The following is a 22,955-nucleotide window of genomic DNA, read 5'->3' on the forward strand; positions in this document are numbered from 1 at the left end:
GAGAAGCGCCGGAAGCAGTTTGTCGACGGCTACACCCAGCAAGGTCGTGAGGAGTTTCGATGTCGGACAGCGGGAACCCACCACGGGGGGACGAACCGGCGGACGGCGAGAACGCCGCTCCCCCGGAGCGCGGTGACGCGTCGTCGCCCAAGTGGTGGACCGGGAGCGAGGCGAAACGTGAGTTCCAGGACCCGTCGGGGTCCGAGGAGCCGCGCCCGGCGAACAACTGGTTCGGCGACGGCTGGACCGCCCGCCGCCCCGACGAGACGACCCCCGGCCGCTCCACCCCGCCCCCGCCGAACCGCCCGACCCAACCCGCGCCGAACCAGACGGGTCCTAACCAGCCCGGCCCTGGCCAGGCTGGTCGGCCGAGCCAGCCCGCTGCCAGACAGCCGAGCCGCCCCAACTCGCCGCAGCCTGCACCCGGCCCGGCCCGTCCTCCCCAGTCAGGTCCCGCGGGACCTGGTCGGCAGCAACCGCCGTACTCGGCTCCCCCGCAGCAGTCCGCACCCCAGGCCCGCGCACCGCAGCAGCCGCCCGGCCATGGGCGTCCGGTCCAGTCCGGTCCCGCACAAGGCGGTCCGCCGCCTCAGCAGTCCGGAGGCTCCTACCTGTGGAGCCCGCCTGAGCCGCAGGCTCAGCAGTCGAGTGGGCCTCGCCACGCCGCCGGTGGCGGTCCGGTCGGGCCGATGGGTCAGCCGGTGCAGCAGCCGCCGACCTGGCAGTACCCGCCGATTCCGATCCCGCAGCCCCCGGGCGCCGGCCGCCGTCGCAAGCCGCGCAAGACACCACGCGCGTTGCTGATCGGTCTGGTCGTGCTCGCGGTCGTCGTGGTCGGTACCGGTATCACCCTGCTGATCGGCAACCTCAGCGACGACGAAGCGGCCCCACCGCCCGCCAACCCGCCGGTCGCCGAGACCCCGTCGACCAACCCGTCACAGCCGGCCGAGACCCCGTCGGAGGACCCGCAGCCGTCAGCGACCCCGACCGGTCCCGACACCGCGGCCGCCGACAAGGTGGTGACCAACAGCAACCTGTACGCCGTCGGTCTGCTCGCACCGTCGAAGTGTCCGGAACCCCCGTTCGTGCCGACCAGCTTCGCGCTGGCGACGAACTACTACAACCGGCTACTGGCCTGCGTGAACGCCACCTGGGTCCCGGCGATGAAGAAGGTCAAGGTCAAGTACCGCGGCCCCAAGGTCGCCGTCTACAACGGCAAGGTCGCCTCCCCCTGTGGCGTCCAGCGCAGCGTCCGTGCGGCGTACTGCGGTGCGAACGAGACCATCTACATGCCGTTCGCCGTCGACGCCCGCGCCTACCGGTCGAACCCGCTCTACGCCCGCGCGCTGATGCTGAGCACGTTCGCCCACGAGTACGGGCACCACGTCCAGAAGCGGACCGGCATCCTGGCCGCCTCCCTGGAGCGCGCCCAGAACATGAACGCCGGCCAGAAGCTCGAGGAGAGCCGTCGCCGCGAACTCCAGGCCAGCTGCCTGGGCGCGGCGTACCTGGGCATCAACTCGGGCTTCATCCCGATCACCGGGCCGCTGTTGCAGGCCTACCGTTCCCTGATCTCCAACAGCGGCGACGACTTCGCCCGCCCCCGCGTCCACGACCACGGCAACAAGGCCAGCAACTACCAGTGGAATATCGCCGGCTTCAACACCAAGCGCCCCGGCAGCTGCAACACCTTCAAAGCCGGCCAAGCCCGCGTGGCCTGATCAGTTCGTGCCTTCGAAGGCCCATTGACCGATGTTGGCGACCGTTCCGCCCCAGAACGGCGCCACGCCGCCCACTGCGATCGACTTGTTGGTTGCCGCCACCGAGTGATCGGAGTACAGGGTCAGGACCGGTAGGTCGTCCTGCCAGAGTTTCTGCAGCTGGTTGTAGATCTTCTGGCGAGCGGCGAACGCCGGTTCGGCCTTGCCGGCGGCCAGCAACTTGTCGCTCTGCGGGGAGTTGTAGCCGGTCAAGTTGAAGGATCCGTCCGACCCGTACATCGACGACACGTCCGGGTCGACGTTGAAGTTCAGGCCCATCAGCACCATGTCGTGATCCTTCGCGCGCGCCTTCGCCAGCGTGGTCGGGAAGTCGTAGTTCGTCTGTACGACGTTGAGTCCGATCGCCTTGAAGTTCTGCAGCATGATGTCGGCCGAGCGTTCCCGGATCTCGTTGCCGGTCGGCACCACGAAGTTGATCTTGGTCGCGAAGTTCCAGCCCGCCTCGGTCAGCAGCTTCTTGGCCAGCGCGGGATCGTAGGTCAGGTTCTTCAGATCCTTGTTCAGGTAGGGACTCTGGCTCGTGTACGGCCCGTCGACCACTTCACCGTTGCCACGCAGCAGTTCGTCGACGATCTGCTGCCGGTTGATCGCGTGCGCCAGGCCCTGGCGCATCCGCGGGTCGGGGAACTTCTTCACGTTGAACTGGATCGTCTGGAAGCCGATGTTCGGGTTCACCTTGGTGTTCACGCTCTGAATCCCTTGAACCGTCTTCAGGTCCTGGAACGGGATGTTCCCGATCCCGCCGCCGGAGTTCATCAGGATCGCCCCGGACTGCAGCTCGCCGGCGAGATTGGCGGCCGGCATGATCTTCATGATCACGCTGTTGATCTTGGGTGCGCCCAGGTAGTAGCCGGGATTGGCGACGTACTCGATGCTGGCGTTGGCGGTGTACTTCGAGAATTTGTAAGGCCCACTGGTGACATCGGGGAGCTGGGCGAACTTGCTGTCGTCCACCTTCGCGGGCTCGATCTTCCCCAGCACGTGCTCGGGAACGATGACGACCTTGGTCCCGATCAGTTCCTTGATGTAGTTGGGATCCACCGGCGACTTGGTGGCGAAGACCACCGTGGTGTCATTGGTTGCCGACAGCCCCGGAATCTTCGTCTGCCCCTTGGGCAGCTTCCCGGTCGCGTCGACGCCCTGCAGCGCGGAGACGTTGCTGCCGAGGCTGGTCAGCGAGTCCCGGTTGGCGATCAGGTTCAGCGTGAAGACGACGTCCTTCGCGGTGATCGGCTGGCCGTCGCTCCACTTGGCGCCCGGGTGCAGCTTGACCGTGAACGTCTTGTTGTCCGTGGTGGTGATCGAGTCGGCGAGCTTGGGCACGAACTTCAGCGGCTCGGGCTGATCGACCAGCGTGTCCATCGCGAACCGGACCGCCCACTGGCCGCCGATATCGGCCTGGTTGATCGGATTCATGCTGGCCGGTGGATTCACGGTGCCGATGTAGAGCGTGTCGCCGGCCCCGCTGGTCCCCGAGCCGCCGGAACAACCCGCAGCGATCAGCAAGGCGGCGGTGGTCAGAGATGCGATCAGGATCTTCGGTGCTCTCACGGTGGGTTCCCTATCTGTCCGGCGGGAGGGTTACTTGTACGAGCGGGACTCGAGCGAATCGCGGAGTCCGTCGCCGACGAAGTTGATCGACAGCACGGCGAGCAGGATCATCAGGCCGGGTGGGATCCAGATCCAAGGCTGGCTGGAGAGCACGGTGATCGACTGGGCGTCGCTGAGCATGTTGCCCCAGCTCGCCGCCGGCGGCCGGACGCCCATCCCGAGGAAGCTCAGCCCGGACTCGAGGATGATCGCCTGCGCCACCCCGAAGGTCGCGTTCACGATGATCGGCGACAACGCGTTCGGCAGGATGTGCCGGAACAGGATCCGCGGTGTGCCGTAGCCGAGCGTCACCCCGGCCTGGACGTAGTCGGTCCGCTTGATCGACAGCACGCTGCCCCGGACCAGCCGCGCGATCATCGGCCAGGCCAGCAAGCCGATCACGGCGATGATGGTGAGCAGGCTCGGGCCGAGGATGCTGACCAGGATCAGGATCACCATGAAGTACGGGAAGGACATGAAGATGTCGGTGACCCGCATGATCACCGCGTCCACCCAGCGACCGTAGTACCCGGCGAGCAGGCCGAGCAGAACCCCGATCAGCACGTAGACGGCGACCGCACCGACGCCAACGCTCATGGAGACCCGGGCGCCGTAGATCAGCCGGCTCAGGACATCACGACCGACCGCGTCCGTGCCCAGCAGGTGATCCGCCGACGGTGCTGCCTCGAAGGATCCGAAGATCTGGTTGGGATCGTGAGGTGCCAGCAACGGCGCGATTGCCGCCGTCAGCACCATCAGCGCCACGAGCACCAGCCCGGCGACCGCCATCCGGTGCCGCAGGAAACGCCGTACGACCAAGCCTGCCGACGATCGCTCCCGGCCCAACGCGGCCGCAGCACTATCCGGTACGACGGACTCCGGCGTACCGGGCCTCAGCGTCACTGTCATGGCATCTCCCGGAGCTCAGGCATAGGTGACCCGCGGATCCACCACGGCGTAGGCGATGTCGGTGAGCAGGTTGGCGCCGAAGACCGCGATCGCGGCGATCAGGTTGATCCCCATCAGGACCGAGTAGTCGCGGGCCCCGATCGACTGGATCGTCAGCAGCCCGATCCCGGGCCATTGGAAGATCTGCTCGGTCACGATCGCACCGCCGATCAGGGCGGAGAGATCAACGCCGATCACCGTCACGACCGGGATCAGCGCGTTCCGCAGCGCGTGCTTGTTGGTGATCACCGACCGGCCCAGCCCCTTGGCCTTCGCGGTCCGGATGTAGTCCTGCCCGAAGGCGTCGATCATGCTCGAGCGGACATAGCGGGTCATGTTCGCCGCCGTCGCCGTGGCCAGTACGGCGACCGGCAGGATCAGGTGGTTGACCCGATCGGCGAACCCGCCACCACGGCCCAGCGTGATCATGTTCCCGGTCGGCAGCCAGCCGAGCTGCAGCGCGAAGACGAAGATCAGCACCAGCCCGAGGAAGAAGTGCGGCACCGAGATACCGAGGAAGGCGGCGCCGACCACGCTGTAGTCGGTCGGACTGTTCTTCTTCCGGGCCGCCAGGATCCCGATCGGGATCGCGATCAGGTAGGCGACGACAAGCGACGTACCCATCAGCAGGAGGGTCGGTCCGAGCCGCTCGCCGAGGAGGTCGGTGACCGGCGCCCTGTTCTGGAAGGAGACGCCGAGATCACCGTGGAACAGGCGAACCAGCCAGTGGAAGTACTGGACGAAGATCGGCTGGTCGAGGCCCAGCTCGGCCTGGACCCGGGCCACGTCCGCCGATGTCGAGGTCGGAGTGAGGTAGAGATCAGCCGGGCTGCCCGGTGCCAGGTTGATGATCAGGAAGTTGATCAGCGTGACACCGATCAGGACCGGGATCCCGATCAGGAGCCGCCGGATCAGGTAGGCGCCCATCAGCCCACCACCTCCGCTGTTTTGCTTACAGACAAGGGGAAATGGCACGCCACCGGATGCGCTTCGTTGCTCAGTCGCGGAATCTCGCTCCGGCAGATCGCTTGTGCGGAAGGGCATCGGGTGTGGAAGACACAACCGGCGGGCGGCTTCGCCGGGCTGGGGACGTCACCCTCGACGATGATCCGCGGCCGGTCCCGCAGATGGGGATTCGCCTCGGGATAGGCGTCGAGCAGGATCTCCGTGTACGGGTGCCGCGGTCCGGCGAAGATCTCCTGCGTCGTACCGACCTCCATGACCTTGCCGAGGTACATCACCACGATCCGGTCGCTGATGTACTTGATCGCGCCCAGGCCGTGCGAGATGAAGACATAGGTCAGCCCGAACTCGCCCTGCAGATCCTTGAGCAGGTTCAGGACCTGAGCTTGGATCGAGACGTCCAGCGCCGAGACCGGCTCGTCGCAGACGATCAGCTTCGGTTCGAGCATCAGGGCCCGAGCGATTCCGACCCGCTGCCGCTGGCCGCCGGACAGCTCGTGCGGGTAGCGGTTCAGGTACAGCCGCGGCAGACCGACCACCTGGATGATCTCGGCCGCTTTGGCGTGGGCGCCTGCTCGCTTCATCCGGTGATGCGCGATCAACGGCTCGGCCAGGAGATCGCCGATCCGGATCTGCGGGTTGAGCGACGAGTACGGGTCCTGGAAGACCATCTGGAGATCGGTGCGGAGCCGTCGCATGGTGCCGGCGGAGAGGGTGGCGATGTCCGCGCCCTCGAAGATCACGGAGCCTGCCGTCGGCGTCTCGAGCCGGAGGATCGCGCGGCCGGTGGTCGACTTCCCACAGCCGGATTCGCCGACGATGCCGAGCGTCTCGCCCGAGTACACGTCGAAGCTGACATCGTCCACGGCGCGCACTTGTCCGACCGTCCGGGCGATCACGCCTTTGCGAATCGGGTAGTACTTCTTCAGGTTCCGCACCTGAAGCAACGGGACGCGCGTCATGCCGACGCCTGCTCAGCCGGTACGTCGTACAGCCAGCAGCGGACTGTGTGATCACCCGGTCCGTCGGCGATCTGGAGGAGTTCGGGACGGTCGTCGCGGCAGCGGTCCATCGCCTGCGGGCAGCGTTCGTGGAACCGGCAGCCGGTCGGCATCTGCAGCAGGCTCGGTACCGAACCGGTGATCGAGGTCAGCCGGTCGCCGGGTGGGGCGGTGATGTGCGGGACCGATCGCATCAACGCGATCGTGTACGGATGCTTCGGCTCGTCGAAGAGCGTGAAGACATCGGCCTGTTCGACCACCTGACCGGCGTACATCACCGCGACCCGGTCCGCCATCTCGGCGACCACGCCGAGATCATGCGTGATCAGGAGCATCGCCGTACCGGTCTCTGCACTCAGATCCCTGATCAGCTTGAGGATCTGGGCCTGGATCGTCACATCCAGGGCGGTGGTGGGTTCGTCGGCGATGATCAGCTTCGGCGCACAGCTCAGCGCCATCGCGATCATCGCGCGTTGCCGCATCCCGCCGGACAACCGGTGCGGGTAGTCGTCGACGATCTCCGCCGCCCGCGGGACACCGACCTTCGTGAGCAGCTCGATCACCCGCTCCCGCGCCTGCGCCTTGCTCAGCCCGAGGTGCAGGATCATCGTCTCGGAGAGCTGGTCGCCGATGGTCAGCACCGGGTTCAGCGAGGTCATCGGCTCCTGGAAGATCATCGCGATCGAGTTGCCGCGGATCCCGCGCAGCTGCCGCTCCGGCAACGTCGCGAGGTCCTGGTCCTCGAACCGGACCGAGCCGGCGGTGATCCGGCCGTTGTCGGCCAGCAGCCCCATGATCGACAGCGCGGTGACGGACTTGCCGCTGCCCGACTCACCGACCAGGCAGAGCGTCTCCCCGGCCGCCAGGCCGAAGCTGACCTCGTCGACGGCCGTGACCGCGCCTTGGTCGGTACCGAACTCGGTCTTGAGGTTGCGGACCTGGAGCAGTGCCGGGGTCGTCGACAAGCGGATCCTCCGGGGCAGATGGGAGATCGCGGTAGCCCAAATGGTCCCCAGCGCGCCTATTCAGTCATATTTTCTCGAAGAGGTTGCAGGGAACTTGCATACGGTGCGTCCTCGTGCAGTGATTTTGCGTTATGGACGAAGTAGATTTCGCGCTGGTGAACGCCCTGCAGATCAGTCCACGGGCCGGCTGGTCCCAGCTCGAGGCGATTGTCGGGGTGGATGCGACCACGCTGTCCCGGCGCTGGTCACGCCTGGTCGACAGCGGTCTGGTGTGGAGCTCCTGCTTCGCCGTCACCCCACCGGAAGGACCCCGGCGGTCGAGCGGGGTGATCGCGCTGGTCGAGGTGTCCTGCGTGGCCGGCGAACGCGAGAACGTGCTCGACCGGATCGCCCCGAATCCGTCCGTCCTGACCATCGAGTGCACCTCAGGGTCGCGCGAGCTGATCCTGACCCTGTCCTTCCTGTCCGTCGCCGAGGTGGACCGGTACGTCGCCACGGAGCTGGCCACGGTGCCCGGTGTCCTCGCGACCAGGACGCACTTCACCCGCACGTTCTTCAAGGAGGGAACGAGTTGGCGGCTCGGCGTCCTTAACCAGAGCCAGATCCGCGCTCTGAACGCACTACCGGCCAGCGGTATCGACGCACCGGCCCGGCCGACTCCCCTGCACGAACAGGTGATCAACGGCCTCGCCGGCGACGTCCGCCGCTCGGCCACCTCCATCGCCGACGAGATCGGCAAGAGCGTTGCCACGGTGACACGTGCGATCGGCCAACTCCTGTACGCCCCCTGGGCCCGGACCCGCGTCGACCTCGCCCACAACGTGGTCGGCTACAACGCGTCCGTCATGGTGTGGTTCAGCGTCCCGCACCACCAACTGGAGACTGTCGGCGCGGGCCTCGCACTCCTGCCCGAGACGCGCATGTGCTGCTCGGTCATCAACAGCGCGAACCTCACCGCAGTCCTGTGGATGCGCGACCTGCTGGAGTTCGACACCCTCGAGGCAAAGATCGCCCGCGCCTTCCCCACCGCTCAGATCGAGGACCGCTGGATGCTCCCCCGCTTCGCCAAGCGCCTGGGCCACATCCTCGCCCCCACCGGCCGCCACGCCAAGTTCGTCCTCCCCAACCCCCCAGCCCTCCCCTCCAACTGGCACGACCTCCCCTAGCCCACCCGCCTTTACGGGTACTCGCTGCCGCTATCAGCCCGCCGCCATTTGAGGGGGTATCCGCTCAATGTGCTGGTTCTCTGCCCAAATTTCGAGGGGAGAACCAGCAACTTGAAGGGAGATCCCCTCATTTTCCGTGCAGCGCCGACGACCCGAACCCCAAGCAACCTTCACCTCTGATCGTCGGCCGCAGCGGTTGACCGCGCCAGGGGCGGCGCTGGGGAGTTCCACCTGTCGACTCCGGTCTGTAGCGCACCCCAGCTCGGCCGCTATCCCCCTGCCGAAATTTGAGGGGGTATCCGCTCAATGTGACGGTTCTCCGGTCAAATTTTGAGGGGAGAACCAGCAACTTGAAGGGAGATCCCCTCATTTTCCGTGCAGCGCCGACGACCCGAACCCCAAGCAACGTTCACCTCTGGTCGCCGCCTGAACCCACAACCCCAGCCACAGCCCGGAAGCTCAGGCGGCGGGAACGTGGTCGCCGACCGAACCATCCGGCTCAGCCACAGACCCGCCCCGCCACTCGTCTCTGTAAGCCGGCCGCAGCGGCGCCCGGCCACCGCGTACGCCGCCGGCCGCATCCGAGCGGCGGGAACTCCCGGTGCACCACATTCCGCCCGTGGATCGCATCGGCGCGGGACCACGTGGGTGCCGCGCCAAAGGCGCCGGAGGCGGTGGCTCTAGAAGAGGCGGCGGGCGGTGGCTAGGGAGCCGCCGAAGGAGGTGACGAAGTTGCTGAGGGACTCTCCGATGTCGGAGAGGTGCCAGTTCTCGGGACCGGAGTACCAGCCGATGCCGGCGTCCGGGTCGTCGTCATCGTCGGTGGCTGCGATCTCGGCGGCCCACTTCTCGGTCAGGCCGAGGACAGCGGCGTACGGGAGACAGCGGGAGGCGAACTCGAGACGGTGGCTCTGTGGGAGCGAGGCGGACGTCTCGTCGGTCAGGTAGCGCTGCAAACCGGCCACGCGACCTAGGACGGCCGCACCGCGTGCAGTGCGGGCCGGTGCGGCCTGACCGGCCAGTGCGAGCGCCAGACCAGCCAGCATCACCGCAAAGCCAACCAGCCCGAACTTGCTCACCACAGCGAGCACAATCGTCAGTACGACGCCCGCCCCGAGCAGCACGAGTCCCGCAGTGGTCCAACGACCCCGTACGGCGTCTGGCCGGCTCGCGAACCAACCCTGCGTCACCACGTCGGCGTACAGCTGCTCACGCACCAGGTTGAGCCGCGGCCGCAGGGCCGAGCCAAGCTCAGACACGATCACCGTGTCACCGTCCGCGAAGACCGCGTCCAGCAAGGCCTTCTCGTACGACAACAGCTCCGGCCCACCCTGGTGCTGGCGGCGCAGCTCCCAGTCCAGCTTGCCGAACTGGGACTGTCGCGGCAGCTCGACAATCGTCAGGTAGTTGCGGACAGCAAGGTCCAGCAGCGTCGCGGTGATGTCGACGACATCTGCCGTCTCATCCACCACAGTCCCCACCTGCCCGGGACGGATCCCGTCCGGCGCAGCAAACTGCGGACCGTCCGCACCATCAAGGACCGGACGCTCAGGTGCGCCCTCGCCCACCTTGGCCGCGTCCCGGCCGCGCAAGAACCACAGAGCCGCAGCACCGAGCAGTCCGATGCCCAGCACGATCACAGCAAGCCCGATGGTGCTGGAGTCGACACTGAACGCCCGCCCCAGCGACCAGCGGGTAGCGAACGCCGCGTTCGGCTGCACAGTCGCCTGGTCACTCAGACCGGTCAGGAACGTCAACCGCCCACCAGCCGGTACGCCGTTCTGTGTGATCTCCAACGCAGCGGACTCCGCCAGCTGAGACGACGTACACGGCATGCTCGACCCGACACGACCGGCGAAGCACGTCACCCAGGTGGCGAACGGAACGCTGACCGACAGCGTCGCCTTCGGGACCGCCGTCGAGAACCCCTGCACCACCGGCCAGCTGACCTCACGGCCCTCGACCGACTCCGCCACCACGTTGCCGACGGTGTAGCTGTAGACGACCGTCGTCTTGCCGGACGCGTTCACCGTGATCCGGCGGCCGTCGTCGATGCCCTCGTTGACCAGCCCCTGCGCCGGCTGACCGTTCACCGTCGCGGTCACGTCACTGACGTCGTACGTGCGGTCCCGCTCGGCGTCGGCGCGGACCCGGGTGGTCAGGGTCCGGCTGAACGTCGAGCCGCCGGCGGTCAGGTCGACGGTCTCCTTGATCTGGAGCTTGCCGTCCTTGGTGAGCGTCGCATCGGCGGAGTAGCCCGAGATCTGATCGTCCGCAGCCTGTGCGGGCAACGTGCTCAAGGCAACGATCGGTGCGGTCAGACAAATCATCAGGGCGGCCGGGAGGACGCGGCGCTTCAGTGACATGGGTTGAGAGTAGTCTCGTGCCGGTTCGTCGAGCGAAATCAGGAGGGCAAGTCCGGTGAGCAGCCCGTACGGCGGTCCCCAGGACCGGATCGGTCCCCCACCCGGCGTGCTCCCGCCGCCCCAGGCCACGCAATGGCAGGGCCAGCCCCAGTACCAGCAGCAGTACCAGCAGCCCGGTCAGTGGGCGCAGCCGTACTACGGATCGCCCGGCGGACAGTTCAACGGCTTCCAGCCACCGAAGCGCCGTGGCGGCGGACTCCGGCTGATCGTGTTCAGCATCTCCGTGCTGATGTTCCTGGGTGTGTCACTGGTCGTCATCGTGGCCCTGCTCGGCCGCGGCAGCGACACCAGCGCCGATCCGGGTGTGAGCGGTCCGTCGATCGTGCCGACGCCCACCACCAAGCCGGCGCAGGGCACTGCCGAAGACTTCCTGCTCAACGCGAGCATCTACCGGACCGGTCCACTACCGGTGCAGGACTGCAAGGCCGAGAACCTGGGCAACGGCAGTCTGGCCTCCCAGAAGGTCTACTACCAGAAGCTGTTCGCCTGCCTGAACGAAGCGTGGCGGCCGATCTTCAAGGAGCTCGGCAAGAGCGACCCCGACCCCGGCCTGGTGGTGTTCGACAAGCCGGTAGACACGCCCTGTGGCCGCTTCGCTCCGCTGTCCGGTCGCGTGCTGGCCTTCTACTGCTACGGCAACCATGTGATGTACACCGACGTACTGCAGATGAACAAGGCGTTCGGGTCGAAGCAGGACCTCGCGTACCTGATGACGATCGCGCACGAGTACGGCCACCACGTGCAGGGCGAGAGTGGTTTGTTCTACGCCCGTGCGGTCTATCTGCAGGACCACCCTGAGCAGAAGCTGGAGTCGTCGCGGCGCAACGAGCTGCAGGCGTCCTGCTTCGCCGGTGTGTTCAGCAAGGCCGTGGAGCAGTCCTACCCGCTGACCAACCGGCTGGACGAGTTCAAGGAGCAGTCCAGCAACAGCTTCGGTGAGAGCCCGGACACGCCCGAGGACGAGCGGACCCACGGTCTGGCCACCAGCCAGGGCTTCTGGATCCAGAACGGCTTCAACATCGGCGCGAACAAGGCCTGCAACACGTTCGCCGTGAACACCGACCTGGTGAAGTAGTCCACTGGCTGCTTGACGTTCCGGCGGCGTTAACCGGGCGGCGTATCATCCGCCCGTGACGTTGCGACGCGGGGACCTGGCGCCGTCGGCGCGGACATTGGTGGACGTGCTGTCCGAAACAGCCACCAAGTACGCCGACGAACCCGCGCTGGACGACGGCAGTGTGAGCCTGAGCTATCGCGAGCTGATGGTCCAGGTGGAGAAGTTCGCCGCCCGCCTCACCGCGGCCGGCATCGGGCCCGGCGACCGCGTCGGCGTCCGGCTCTCGTCCGGCCACAACGACCTGTACGTCGCCATCCTCGGCACCCTGCAGGCCGGCGCGGCGTACGTGCCGGTCGACGCGGACGACCCGGAGGAGCGGGCTGAGCTGGTGTTCGGTGAGGCCGCGGTCGCCGCGACCGTCGCCGACGAGCTCGAGCTCACCATCCTGCGTGAGCAGCCGGCTCCGCTCGTGGAGAACGACAACGACAACGCCGACGGCTACTACGACTACCCCTACTCGGCCCGGATGGACTCGACCGAGGTCGCGCCAACCCGTCGTACCGGAGAGGGCCCGGAGCCTAGCGACGACGCGTGGCTCATCTTCACCTCGGGCTCGACCGGCGTACCGAAGGGTGTCGCGGTGTCCCACCGGTCCGCGGCCGCGTTCGTGGACGCAGAGGCGCGGATGTTCCTGCAGCAGGAGCCGATCGGCCCGGACGACCGCGTGCTGGCTGGACTGTCGGTCGCGTTCGACGCGTCCTGTGAGGAGATGTGGCTGGCCTGGGGCCACGGCGCCTGCCTGGTCCCCGCGCCGCGCTCGCTGGTCCGCAGCGGCATGGACCTCGGCCCGTGGCTGGTCGCACAGGGCATCACGATCGTCTCGACCGTGCCGACGCTGGCCGCGCTCTGGCCGGCCGATGCGCTCGACCAGGTCCGGCTGCTGATCTTCGGCGGCGAGGCCTGCCCACCTGAGCTGGCCGAGCGGCTCGCCGTCGACGGCCGAGAGGTGTGGAACACCTACGGCCCGACCGAAGCGACCGTGGTCGCCTGTGGCGCGCCGCTGACCGGTGAGGGTCCGGTCCGGATCGGCCTGCCGTTGGACGGCTGGGACCTGGCCGTAGTCGATGCCGACGGCAACGAAGTACCCGAGGGCGGGATCGGTGAGCTGATCATCGGCGGCGTCGGCTTGGCCCGCTACCTGGACCCGGCCAAGGACGCGGAGAAGTTCGCGCCGATGCCGTCGCTGGGCTGGGAGCGCGCTTACCGCAGTGGCGACCTGGTCAAGAACGAGGCGGCCGGTCTGCTCTTCCAAGGCCGGGCGGACGAGCAGATCAAGCTCGGTGGCCGGCGGATCGAGCTGGGTGAGGTCGACGCGGCCCTGCAGGCCCTACCGGGAGTGTCCGGCGCGGCCGCCGCCGTACGGGCGTCTGCGGCCGGCAATCAGCTTCTGGTCGGGTACGTCGTTCCGGACGAGCCGGAGGCGTTTGACCAGAAGGGCGCGACCGAGCGGCTGCGTGAGGCTCTGCCCGCCGCACTGGTACCCCTGCTGGCGGTTGTCGACACACTGCCCACCCGCACCTCCGGCAAGGTCGACCGCAACGCACTGCCCTGGCCGCTGCCCGGCATGGACTCTGACAGCCCTGCTGCCGAGCTAGACGGTACGGCGGGGTGGCTGGCCGAGCGCTGGACCAAGGTGCTCGGTGCCACGGTCACAGGGACCGACAACGACTTCTTTATGCACGGCGGCGGCAGTCTGGCCGCAGCACAGCTGGTGTCCGCGCTGCGCGAGCGCTACCCCGAGGTGACCGTCGCAGACATCTATGAGTACCCGCGACTGGGCGCACTGGCTGATCGGCTCGACGACTCCACTCAAGTACTGGCGGAGCCGGTCGAACTGCGGGACATCCGGCCGACACCGCCGGCCACTCAGCTGCTGCAGACCGCACTCACGCTCGTGCTGCAGACCGTGGTCGGTGTGCGCTGGCTGGTCTACCTGTTCACGCTGAACAACCTGCTCGACCAGTTCGCCGGTCCGCTGCCGTGGATCCGGACTGTGTCGTGGTGGTGGATCCTGGCCGGCTGGCTGCTGCTGATCACCCCGGCTGGCCGGATGGGGATCGCAGTGGTCGGCGCTCGGCTGCTGCTGCGGGGGCTGAAGCCAGGCACGTACCCACGCGGTGGCAACGTGCACGTCCGGCTCTGGGCCGCGGAGAACCTCGCGGACGCAGCCGGTGCGGCCAACCTGGCCGGTGCGCCCTGGATCGCGTACTACGCCCGCGCACTCGGCGCGAAGATCGGGCGCGGCGTCGACCTGCACACTCTGCCGCCGGTCACCGGCATGCTGACCATGGGTCGTGGTGCCTCGATCGAGCCCGAGGTCGACCTGTCCGGCTACTGGATCGACGGCGACCAACTGCTCGTCGGTGCGATCACTGTGGGCGCGGATGCGGTCGTCGGCTCGCGTTCGATGCTGCTACCCGGTGCTGAGATCGGCCGCAGCGCCGAGATCGCGGCCGGTTCCGCTGTGTCCGGCAAGGTCCCCGCGAACGAGCGCTGGTCCGGCTCGCCCGCCTCCCGCGTCGGTCGCGCCCGGCACCCCTGGCCCGACGAGCGCCCCGCCCGCGCGCCCTGGTGGGTAGCGGCGTACGGCGCTCAGTCCGCAGTGATGTCGTTGCTCCCGGTCGCCGCTGCCGCCGCAGCGCTGGTCGTACTCGGCCGCGCGCTGCACGGCACCGAGACGCTCGGCCAGGCTGCACTACGGGCGCTTGGCGCGGTCCCGTTGATGACACTGGTCGCCTTCGTGACGCTCGCCGTACTGACCCTGATCGGCGTTCGTCTGCTCGGGATCGGGCTCAAGCCCGGTCACTACCCAGTGCGGAGCCGGGTCGGCTGGCAGGTGTGGGCGACCGAACGGCTGCTGGACACCGCCCGGACGCTGCTGTTCCCGCTCTACGCGAGTCTGGCGACACCGTGGTGGCTGCGGGCGCTCGGCGCGAAGATCGGCAAGGACGTCGAGGCGTCGACCGTGCTGCTGCTGCCCAAGATGACCACAGTCGGCGAGGGCGCGTTCCTGGCCGACGACACGATGATCGCGTCGTACGAGCTCGGTGGCGGCTGGCTGCACGTGGCCGGCGCGAAGGTCGGCAAGCGCGCGTTCCTGGGCAACTCCGGGATGGCCGCGCCCGGCCGGAACGTCCCGAAGAACGGACTGGTCGCCGTACTGTCTGCGGCTCCGAAGAAGTCCAAGGCCGGTACGTCGTGGCTGGGCTCGCCGCCGGTGAAGCTGCGGCGGCAGGCGGTCGAGGGCGATCAGAGCCGCACGTTCCACCCGCCGTACAAGCTCAAGGTCGCGCGGGCGTTGGTCGAGCTGTGCCGGTTCGTCCCGATGATGTGCACGGTGCTGATCGCACTGGGCGTGCTGTTCGGGCTGCAGGCGCTCGACATCTGGCTGGGCCCGTGGGCAGCGCTGCTGCTCTCCGGCGCGGTCATCCTCGCCGCTGGCGCGGTGGCGGGCGGAATGGCGACGGTGGCCAAGTGGGTGATCGTCGGGCGCACCCGCGCGGTCGAGTACCCACTGTGGAGCTCCTTCGTCTGGCGCAACGAGGTGGTCGACAGCTTCGTCGAGCTGGTCGCCGCACCCTGGTTCGCCAACGCAGCCGCCGGTACGCCGGTGCTGGCGCTCTGGCTGCGGTCTCTCGGAGCCAAGATCGGCAAGGGCGTCTGGTGCGAGACGTATTGGTTCCCGGAGGCCGACCTGATCACCTTGGGCGACGGTGCCACGGTGAATCGCGGCTGCGTGCTGCAGACGCACCTGTTTCATGATCGAGTGCTCTCCATGAGCACAGTCACCTTCGGGCCGGGAGCAACGCTCGGACCGCACGGCATCGTCCTGCCTGCGGCGTCAGTAGGTGCAGGGGCTACTATCGGCCCGGTGTCTCTCGTGATGCGCGGTGAAGGAGTGCCCGACGGAACCCGTTGGGCGGGCAACCCGATCGCCCCCTGGCAGGGCTGATGGTTCTGCGTGGTCACGGACAGCCAGGAGACTCGTCCGCCGGTGATCCCTACACGCCGCACCACGGCAACGGCGGGTACCACGTCGAGTCGTACGAGCTCGATCTGGACTACCGCGTCAACAGCAACCGGCTGTCCGGCAAGGCCAGCATCACTGCGGTCGCCGAGCAGGCGCTGACCCGGTTCGCCCTCGACCTGTCCGGACTGCGCGTCTCCAAGGTGGCAGTCAACGGCCGCCGGGTCTCTCGCTACACGCACCGCGCAGGCAAGCTGCACATCACCCCAGCGAGCACTCTGATGGACGGTGCCGAGTTCACCGTCGACATCCAGTACGCCGGGAACCCGAAACCGGAGGACAGCCCGTGGGGCGGTCTGGGCTGGGACGAGCTCACTGAGGGTGTCATCGTGGCCAGCCAGCCCAGTGGGGCGGCCACGTGGTTCCCCTGCAACGATCACCCGGCTGACAAGGCGCACTACCGGATCACGATCACCACTGACTCGCCGTACTACGCACTGGCTAACGGACGCCTCGTCTCGCGACGTGTGAAGGCCAGCCGGACCACTTGGGTCTACGACCAGGCTGCACCGATGGCGACGTACCTGGCGACAGTGCAGATCGGCCGGTACGACGTACAGGACCTGGCCGCTGCTCCGGTCACGACGCGGGCGCTGGTACCGCCGGGTGAGCTGCGCGAGTTCAAGCACGACTTCGGTCGACAGCAGGACATGATGAAGCTGTTCTGCCAGCTCTTCGGCTCATACCCGTTCGGCGGCTACACGGTTGTCGTGACCGACGACGATCTGGAGATTCCCCTGGAGGCACAGGGCGTCTCGATCTTCGGCAGCAACCACGTGGACGGACGCCGTACGTCAGAGCGGCTGGTAGCACACGAGCTGGCACACCAGTGGTTCGGCAACAGCCTCACGCCGTCGGCCTGGAAGGACATCTGGCTCAACGAAGGCTTCGCCTGCTACGCCGAGTGGCTGTGGTCAGAGGAGTCCGGCGGTCTGAGCGCCGACCAGCAAGTGACCAAGGCTCACACGCGTCTGCGCGGTCTGCCGCAGGACCTGCTGCTGTCGGACCCAGGTCCCGAGCTGATGTTCGACGACCGGCTCTACAAGCGCGGTGCGATCACTCTGCACGCCGTCCGGCAGTACCTAGGTGACGAGGCCTTCTTCGACCTGCTGCGCACCTGGACCAAGACCTACCGGCACGGCTCAGTCAGTACGGCGGACTTCCGGTCACTCGCGACCACGTTCGCCCCGGATGCCGACGTACTGGATGCATTGTTCACGTCCTGGCTGGATGGCTACGAGTTGCCGGCACTGCCGAGGGCTGCGAGGAAGCGGCGTTCGTGAAGTACGTCCCGCTGGAGTTCTTCGCCGGTGTCACCGCGATCCTCGTGCTCGCGATCATCGCCGGGAAGCCACTGCGGCGGCGCGGGACGCCACAAGGCCCGGTCTGGCGCTACATCGGGCTGGGCGCGACGCTGTTCTTCCTCGCCGGCGTGCTCTACACGTTCCCGCCGCACTCGGTCCTGCTGGCGGTACTGGTCATGCTGGCCGGCGTCGTGTTCTTCTCGTTCGGGATCGCGATTCTCGGCGGCGGGAACTTCGGGTACTTGGGCGCACTGGCGAGCGGTCTCGCGGCGGTTCCGTTCCTGATGACGCCGACCCCGGTCGCGCTGGCCCATGTCGGGACGCGGATCAACTGCACGGTGCGCGACTACCACCACTTCGGCGTCTCCGACTTCACCGCGGACTGCCCTGATGGCCACAGCTACGACTTCAAAACCTCGAAGCTGCACGAGTTCCCGGGCGGCCAGGTCCAGGTGATCGTAGACCCGCACGGCGTCCTGCGCGCCCAGTTCGTCGGCCAGGAACACGTCACGCGCGATCTGGTCGCCGGCATCGGCGGCCTGGTCGTTGCCGCCGGCATCGTCGTCGCGGCCGCTCTGCAGCGCCGGCGACGACACGGACACGTCGACCACGTAGTCAGCCCCCGCTACACCTCCGGCCCCTAGCCCCGCCGCGCAAGCTCCCCGAGTAGCGTCCGAAAACCCGGAGACGGGCCCTCCGATCCTTCGGACGTTAGCGGTCAAGCTGCCGGGATCGCGGCTGGCGGCATCACGGCTGGCGGGATCGCGTGGGGCCGGGCCGGCGGTTGGGGTTGCCGCACGGAAAATGAGGGGATCACCCTTCAAGTTGCTGGTTCTCCCCTCGAATTTTGACCAGAGAAGGTCAACTTCAACGGATAGCCCACCAGATGTCGAAGGCCGACGAGCGCCGGCGGGTCAGGAACTGCGGGCGACCTCGGCGGCGGCTTTGAGGAAGCGTTCGGTGAGGGGCGTGCGGGTGGACCAGGCAGCGCCGATCCACCAGGTAGCTGCACGGCCGGGCAGCGGGACGAGGCGGACCTCGCCCGGGGCGATGCGTTCAGCAGACAGCGGTACGACGGATGGTCCCGCCCCGGCCGCGGTGAGGGCCAGCATCGTCTGCAGGTCGCCCGCCTCCTGAAGCACTTGCGGGTGGCAACCGAGTTCGGCGTACAGGCCGTTGATCTGTGCGGTGAGGCCGGGACCGCGACCCGGTGCCAGGCGGACCAGCGGGCGATCGTCGAGCCAGCTGGCGAGGTCGCGGGGTACGGCCTGGTCGATCGGCAGCGCCAAGGCCAGGCGGTCCTTGCGGAGCCGGAGATGTTCGAGGCCGGCCGGGACCGGCAGGCGGACGAAGCCGATCTGCAGTCGGCCGGCTTGGAGGCGCTCGTACTGCTCGGCCGAGGACAGGTCTTCGAGTGACACGGAGACCCTCGGCCACTGGCTGCGGAAGAGGGCGACCGCTCGCGGTGCCAGCTCGATCCCGGACAGGCCGAAGCCGATCGTGAGAGTTCCCTCGACCCCTGCGGCGACCTGGGCAGCACGCCGTTCGAAGGCCTCCGAACGCTCGATCAGTTGCAGAGCATCAGGCAGCAGCAGTTCACCCTCCGGAGTCAGGCGGGCGCCGTGCCGGCCGCGGACGAACAGCACCGAGCCGAGTCGCCGCTCCAGGACCTGGATCTGCTTGGTGAGCGCGGGCTGACTGGTCGCCAGCTCGTCGGCCGCAGCCCCGAACGTCCGCAGTCTGGCGACCGTGATGAAGGCACGCAGCAATCGCAGGTCCATAACCCCAGGATATGGACAATCGATAAACATGGACAGATTGTGATGGATGGTTGGGCGTGCGAGGGCCCCGCGACTGGGTGCCGTGGGCAACCGGCGTCAGTAGATGAGGGCTGTTGCCATGGCGACGATGCCTTCGCCGCGGCCGGGGAAGCCCAGGCCGTCGGTGGTGGCGGCGCTGACCGAGACCTCGGCGTCGCACGCGGCGCTCAGCACCTTCTCGGCCTCTTCGCGGCGGACGCCGATCCGCGGCCGGTTGCAGACGATCTGGACCGTCACGTTGCCGATCTCGAAGCCGGCCGCTCGGACCCGCCGCGCAGCCTCGGTCACCAGAGCGACCCCGGCAGCCCCGGCCCACTCGGGCTCGGCCGTGCCGAAGTTCGATCCCAGATCACCAAGCCGGGCAGCGCTCAGGAGCGCCGTACAGATGGCGTGGGCGGCGGCGTCACCGTCCGAGTGGCCGGCCAGCCCAGCGGGCTCGTCCGGCCAGTGCAGTCCGGCCAGCCACATCGGCCGGCCCTCCTCCAGCGGGTGGACGTCGATGCCGTTGCCGACCCGGGGGATCTTCACACCACTCGCCTCTCCGCCAGCAGAGCCTCTGCCAGCAGCAAGTCCTGGGGTCGCGTCACCTTGAACGCGTCCGGCGACCCTTCGACCGTCAGCACGGTCACTCCAAGCGCCTCACACAGCATCGCATCGTCGGTCGCGCCGACCACACCGGCCGCATGCGCCCGCCGCAGTACGTCGGGCGCGAAGCCCTGCGGAGTCTGGACAGCAACCAGCGTCGACCGGTCTGGCGTGGCAACCACTTCACCGGACGGCCCGACTTGCTTGATCGTGTCCGTCACCGCAACAGCCGGTACGACGGCCTGCGCGCCGGCGCGGACAGCCGCGACCACACGCTCGATCGCGTCGACCGGGACGAACGCCCGGGCCGCGTCATGCACGAGGATGCAGTCGATCCCCTCGACCGGGACCAGCTCGAGCGCGGTCCGCACCGAGTCGGAGCGCTCGGCGCCTCCGGCAACCACGAGCAGCTGGGTATCCCCGACGTACGGGGTGAGCTCTTTGGTGACCGTCTCCTCGGTCCCCGGCGGGACTGCGATCACCAAACAGACAAGGTCGGCGGCGGACGCTGCCTTCAGTCCACGAACCGCGTGGACCAGCAGCGCGTCGCCACCGACCTCTCGAAATGCCTTCGGGGTCTCACCACCGAGCCTCAACCCGAGACCTGCCGCCGGAATGATCGCCGCCGTACTCATGACGGGACGGATTCCGACAACAGGATCACGGGTGCAGACTCGACCTGTGGATCAGGACGCGAGAACCTCGTCGAGGATGGCTTCCGCCTTGTCCTCGTTGGTGTGCTCGGCCAGCGCCAGCTCGGAGACGAGGATCTGGCGAGCCTTCGCCAGCATCCGCTTCTCACCGGCCGACAGACCACGGTCACGCTCGCGGCGCCACAGGTCGCGGACGACCTCTGCCACCTTCATCACGTCACCGGAGTGCAGCTTCTCCAGGTTCGCCTTGTAACGTCGCGACCAGTTGGTCGGCTCCTCCGTGTGCGGAGCCCGCAGCACGTCGAAGACGCGCTCCAGACCGGCCTGATCCACGACGTCACGCACGCCGACAAGATCGAGGTTGCACGCGGGGACCCGGACGACCAGGTCGTTCTGAGCGACGATCCTCAAGACCAGATAGGTCTTGTCCTCACCTTTGATCTGACGGGTCTCGATGTCCTCGATGACGGCCGCACCATGGTTGGGGTAAACAACCGTCTCGCCGACTGTGAAAGTCATATGTCACGTGCCCCTTTCCGAGTCCTATCCTACCACGCAGTCGCTGGTCCGGTTCGGACGTTTGTGCTGGTCAGAGGCCATTTCCCGCCTTGACAAACAGTGTCGGCCATGCCTTGTACGCGCGAGAACCGTTGCCCAGGGCCCACCCGGCTGCGAGCGTTCCGGGCCCGGGCACTACGCTGTGCTGCGCCGGAGGCCGTGCACCGAATCCAGGACTCGGACACCGCCGAAGGGCCCCGAAACAGCTTGCAGGAGAGGGATTCCAGTGCCGATCACGTTGTCCGCGCGGTCCGTCCGGCGCGCCGCGCTGGCGGGCGCCGCCGCCACTCTCAGTATCGCCCTGGCGGCCTGTGGCGCGAGCTTCAGCGCCCAGACCTCCCAGCCGTACCAGGCGGCCGAAGGCACCAACGCCTCCTCCGGCGGCATCGTGGTCCGCAACCTCCTGGTCCTGGCCTCCGAGGACGGCAAGGGCGAACTGCACGGCGTCGTCGTCAACAACGGCACCGCCACCGACACCCTGGTCTCGGTCACCCAGGCCGCCCCCGGCACGCCCGACGGCCAGGACGGCAGCGACCAGCCCGGCGTCGTCACCTTCGGCAAGTTCGAGGCCCTGCCCCTCCAGGTCGGCGCCGCCCTCACGCTCCCGCAGACCCCCGGCGTCGAAGCCCCCGCCACGACCCCGAGCACCACGCCGACCGCCGTCCCCACGGACGCCCCGACCGCCACCCCGGCCACGCCCACCGCGGCCCCGGCCAAGCCTTTCTCGGTCACCGGCGCCAAGCCCGGCCAGATGGTCAACGTCACCCTGACCTTCGCCAAGGCGGCCCCCATCACCACCTACGTCCCGGTCCTCACCGAAGACCACTACACCCCCACCCCGCGCGACGACGCCCCCGCGGGCGAGCACTAGTCCCACAGGGGTTCCAGACAGGCCGAACGGGCCGCTCCCGGCGCGGGGCGGCCCGTTCGTCGTACCGGCGGGGCCTGTGGCCGAGGTCCCGTCGGACGTTCAGTTGGCGGCTTGGGCAGCCTTGGCGAGGTTGGGGATCATCTTGTCGAGGACCCAGGGGACGCTCAGGACGCTGACCGAGCTCATGCCGGAGATCAACTGCTGGTCGTCGAGGGCGTAGGCGCTGCCGCGCTTGACCGCACCGAGCGAGGAGTAGATCGGGTCGGCGGCGAACTTCTGCGGGCCGAGGCCGTCGACGTACGCGATCAGGACGTCGGCATCGGCGTCGGCGATCTTCTCCTTGCTGATGGTGACCGCGAACTCCTTCTTGGTGTTCGCCTTCTCCAGGGTCTCGACGCCGGGGGCGTTCACGAAGCCCATCTGGTTGAGGATCTGCACACGCGGGTCACCGGGCATGTAGATGTAGTTGTCCTTGCCGAAGGAGCCGACCGTGATGGTCTTGCCCTTGAACTCGGGGTGCTCGGCGGCGACCTGCTTGACCTTGTCGTTCAGGCCGGTGATCAGCTTCTCGGCCTCGGCCTTCTTACCGAGGGCCTGACCGACCAGCAGGGTCTGGTCCTGCCAGGTGGTCTGCCACGGGGCGCCGGGATACGCGACGGTCGGCGCGATGCCGGACAGGGTGTCGTACGTCGCCTTGTCGAAGCCCTCGTACGGCGCCAGGATCACGTCGGGCTTCAGGGCGGCGATCTTCTCGAACGGATACTTGTCACCGGTGTCGAGGAGCTGGGTCTTGGCAGGGTCGAACCAGTCGGCGTCCCACGCGCTCACGCCGGCCGCGGTCGGGCCGTAGGTGACCTTGGGGATCGCCACCGGGGTCTCACCGAGGGCGTGGACGATGTCCTGGGCGTTCCAGCCGAGGGTGACGATGCGCTGCGGCTTCGCGGGAACGACGGTGTCGCCGAAGGTGTTCTTCAGCGTCACCGGGAAGCCGGTGGACGCCGTACTCCCCGGTCCTTGCGGCTGTGCGTCGTCGCTGTCACCGCACGCGACGAGCAAGCTGGATGCGATCAGTACGCCGGCGGCCGCACTGATCACCCGGCTTGCCCTGATCGCAGGGAAGGGGGGCCATGCCATAGGAACTCTCCTCAGTCGGATCCTCAACTAAGGACAGCCTAAGCTA

18 protein-coding genes are annotated in these 22,955 nt (G+C 67.9%); 7 read left to right on the plus strand and 11 right to left on the minus strand.

The window, feature by feature from the left end; translation table 11 throughout:
• Positions 1–59 precede the first annotated feature (59 nt).
• The gene (locus ACFVWG_RS06965) at positions 60–1,721 is read left to right on the plus strand and encodes a neutral zinc metallopeptidase (RefSeq protein WP_391542224.1); all 1,662 of its coding nucleotides are present in this window, start codon (positions 60–62) and stop codon (positions 1,719–1,721) included.
• Here ACFVWG_RS06965 and ACFVWG_RS06970 read toward each other — a convergent pair whose 3' ends face one another.
• The 5 genes from ACFVWG_RS06970 to ACFVWG_RS06990 are packed head-to-tail and all read right to left on the minus strand — an operon-like array spanning position 1,722 to position 7,248.
• Positions 1,722–3,332 (minus strand): ABC transporter substrate-binding protein, encoded by a 1,611-nt coding sequence (locus ACFVWG_RS06970; protein ID WP_391542225.1) that lies wholly within the window; start codon positions 3,330–3,332, stop codon positions 1,722–1,724.
• A 30-nt stretch (positions 3,333–3,362) separates the two neighbouring features.
• A complete protein-coding gene (gene opp4C / locus ACFVWG_RS06975) occupies positions 3,363–4,280 on the minus strand; it encodes an oligopeptide ABC transporter permease (protein ID WP_391542226.1) in 918 nt (305 codons plus the stop codon).
• A 15-nt stretch (positions 4,281–4,295) separates the two neighbouring features.
• On the minus strand, positions 4,296–5,246 hold the full coding sequence (locus ACFVWG_RS06980) for an ABC transporter permease (protein WP_391542227.1): 951 nt from the start codon (positions 5,244–5,246) through the stop codon (positions 4,296–4,298).
• Positions 5,246–6,244 (minus strand): ABC transporter ATP-binding protein, encoded by a 999-nt coding sequence (locus tag ACFVWG_RS06985; RefSeq protein ID WP_391542228.1) that lies wholly within the window; start codon positions 6,242–6,244, stop codon positions 5,246–5,248. Before ACFVWG_RS06985 ends, ACFVWG_RS06980 begins: the two co-directional genes overlap by 1 nt.
• Positions 6,241–7,248, minus strand: coding sequence for an ABC transporter ATP-binding protein (locus ACFVWG_RS06990; RefSeq protein WP_391542229.1), 1,008 nt, complete (start codon positions 7,246–7,248; stop codon positions 6,241–6,243). Before ACFVWG_RS06990 ends, ACFVWG_RS06985 begins: the two co-directional genes overlap by 4 nt.
• Positions 7,249–7,379: 131 nt before the next feature.
• Between ACFVWG_RS06990 and ACFVWG_RS06995 the strand changes: the two genes are divergently transcribed.
• On the plus strand, positions 7,380–8,414 hold the full coding sequence (locus ACFVWG_RS06995; protein WP_391542230.1) for an Lrp/AsnC family transcriptional regulator: 1,035 nt from the start codon (positions 7,380–7,382) through the stop codon (positions 8,412–8,414).
• Positions 8,415–9,094: 680 nt separating this feature from the next.
• Here the strand turns inward: ACFVWG_RS06995 and ACFVWG_RS07000 are convergent.
• Positions 9,095–10,780 carry a DUF2207 domain-containing protein gene (locus ACFVWG_RS07000; RefSeq protein ID WP_391542231.1) on the minus strand — a complete coding sequence of 562 codons (1,686 nt, stop codon included), beginning with the start codon at positions 10,778–10,780 and terminating at the stop codon, positions 9,095–9,097.
• Positions 10,781–10,835: 55 nt separating this feature from the next.
• Between ACFVWG_RS07000 and ACFVWG_RS07005 the strand changes: the two genes are divergently transcribed.
• The 4 genes from ACFVWG_RS07005 to ACFVWG_RS07020 are packed head-to-tail and all read left to right on the plus strand — an operon-like array spanning position 10,836 to position 17,932.
• A complete protein-coding gene (locus ACFVWG_RS07005; RefSeq protein ID WP_391542232.1) occupies positions 10,836–11,915 on the plus strand; it encodes a neutral zinc metallopeptidase in 1,080 nt (359 codons plus the stop codon).
• Positions 11,916–11,970: 55 nt separating this feature from the next.
• On the plus strand, positions 11,971–15,909 hold the full coding sequence (locus ACFVWG_RS07010; RefSeq protein WP_391542233.1) for a Pls/PosA family non-ribosomal peptide synthetase: 3,939 nt from the start codon (positions 11,971–11,973) through the stop codon (positions 15,907–15,909).
• The gene (locus ACFVWG_RS07015; protein ID WP_391542234.1) at positions 15,909–17,267 is read left to right on the plus strand and encodes a M1 family metallopeptidase; all 1,359 of its coding nucleotides are present in this window, start codon (positions 15,909–15,911) and stop codon (positions 17,265–17,267) included. Before ACFVWG_RS07010 ends, ACFVWG_RS07015 begins: the two co-directional genes overlap by 1 nt.
• Positions 17,264–17,932, plus strand: a complete 669-nt coding sequence (locus tag ACFVWG_RS07020; RefSeq protein WP_391542235.1) for a hypothetical protein — start codon at positions 17,264–17,266, stop codon at positions 17,930–17,932. Before ACFVWG_RS07015 ends, ACFVWG_RS07020 begins: the two co-directional genes overlap by 4 nt.
• Before the next feature lie 270 nt (positions 17,933–18,202).
• On the opposite strand, the gene ACFVWG_RS07025 is transcribed toward ACFVWG_RS07020, so the two are convergent.
• The 4 genes from ACFVWG_RS07025 to ACFVWG_RS07040 all read right to left on the minus strand — a co-directional run bounded on the left by ACFVWG_RS07025 (position 18,203) and on the right by ACFVWG_RS07040 (position 20,865).
• Entirely contained in the window at positions 18,203–19,069 is an 867-nt protein-coding gene (locus tag ACFVWG_RS07025; RefSeq protein WP_391542236.1) for a LysR family transcriptional regulator, read from the minus strand.
• Positions 19,070–19,165: 96 nt separating this feature from the next.
• A complete protein-coding gene (gene ispF / locus ACFVWG_RS07030; RefSeq protein WP_391542237.1) occupies positions 19,166–19,636 on the minus strand; it encodes a 2-C-methyl-D-erythritol 2,4-cyclodiphosphate synthase in 471 nt (156 codons plus the stop codon).
• Positions 19,633–20,328, minus strand: coding sequence for a 2-C-methyl-D-erythritol 4-phosphate cytidylyltransferase (ispD, locus tag ACFVWG_RS07035; RefSeq protein WP_391542238.1), 696 nt, complete (start codon positions 20,326–20,328; stop codon positions 19,633–19,635). Before ispD ends, ispF begins: the two co-directional genes overlap by 4 nt.
• A 51-nt stretch (positions 20,329–20,379) precedes the next feature.
• Positions 20,380–20,865 carry a CarD family transcriptional regulator gene (locus tag ACFVWG_RS07040; protein ID WP_012918679.1) on the minus strand — a complete coding sequence of 162 codons (486 nt, stop codon included), beginning with the start codon at positions 20,863–20,865 and terminating at the stop codon, positions 20,380–20,382.
• 265 nt (positions 20,866–21,130) lie between these two features.
• Here ACFVWG_RS07040 and ACFVWG_RS07045 point away from each other — a divergent pair, with 265 nt between their 5' ends.
• Positions 21,131–21,775 (plus strand): hypothetical protein, encoded by a 645-nt coding sequence (locus tag ACFVWG_RS07045; RefSeq protein ID WP_391542239.1) that lies wholly within the window; start codon positions 21,131–21,133, stop codon positions 21,773–21,775.
• Between the two features lie 99 nt (positions 21,776–21,874).
• Here the strand turns inward: ACFVWG_RS07045 and ACFVWG_RS07050 are convergent, their stop codons facing one another.
• Positions 21,875–22,909: an iron-siderophore ABC transporter substrate-binding protein gene (locus tag ACFVWG_RS07050; RefSeq protein ID WP_391542240.1), complete on the minus strand. Its 1,035-nt coding sequence runs from the start codon at positions 22,907–22,909 to the stop codon at positions 21,875–21,877.
• Positions 22,910–22,955 lie beyond the last annotated feature (46 nt).

The sequence above is a fragment of the Kribbella sp. NPDC058245 genome, from assembly GCF_042882005.1.
GTDB lineage: Bacteria > Actinomycetota > Actinomycetes > Propionibacteriales > Kribbellaceae > Kribbella.

Coding starts and splice junctions, on each gene's coding strand:
- ACFVWG_RS06965 (WP_391542224.1), top strand. CDS start 60: ATGTCGGACAGCGGGAACCCACCACGGGGGGACGAACCGGCGGACGGC.
- opp4C (WP_391542226.1), bottom strand. CDS start 4,280: ATGACAGTGACGCTGAGGCCCGGTACGCCGGAGTCCGTCGTACCGGAT.
- ACFVWG_RS06980 (WP_391542227.1), bottom strand. CDS start 5,246: ATGGGCGCCTACCTGATCCGGCGGCTCCTGATCGGGATCCCGGTCCTG.
- ACFVWG_RS06985 (WP_391542228.1), bottom strand. CDS start 6,244: ATGACGCGCGTCCCGTTGCTTCAGGTGCGGAACCTGAAGAAGTACTAC.
- ACFVWG_RS06995 (WP_391542230.1), top strand. CDS start 7,380: ATGGACGAAGTAGATTTCGCGCTGGTGAACGCCCTGCAGATCAGTCCA.
- ACFVWG_RS07000 (WP_391542231.1), bottom strand. CDS start 10,780: ATGTCACTGAAGCGCCGCGTCCTCCCGGCCGCCCTGATGATTTGTCTG.
- ACFVWG_RS07015 (WP_391542234.1), top strand. CDS start 15,909: ATGGTTCTGCGTGGTCACGGACAGCCAGGAGACTCGTCCGCCGGTGAT.
- ACFVWG_RS07025 (WP_391542236.1), bottom strand. CDS start 19,069: ATGGACCTGCGATTGCTGCGTGCCTTCATCACGGTCGCCAGACTGCGG.
- ispD (WP_391542238.1), bottom strand. CDS start 20,328: ATGAGTACGGCGGCGATCATTCCGGCGGCAGGTCTCGGGTTGAGGCTC.
- ACFVWG_RS07040 (WP_012918679.1), bottom strand. CDS start 20,865: ATGACTTTCACAGTCGGCGAGACGGTTGTTTACCCCAACCATGGTGCG.
- ACFVWG_RS07050 (WP_391542240.1), bottom strand. CDS start 22,909: ATGGCATGGCCCCCCTTCCCTGCGATCAGGGCAAGCCGGGTGATCAGT.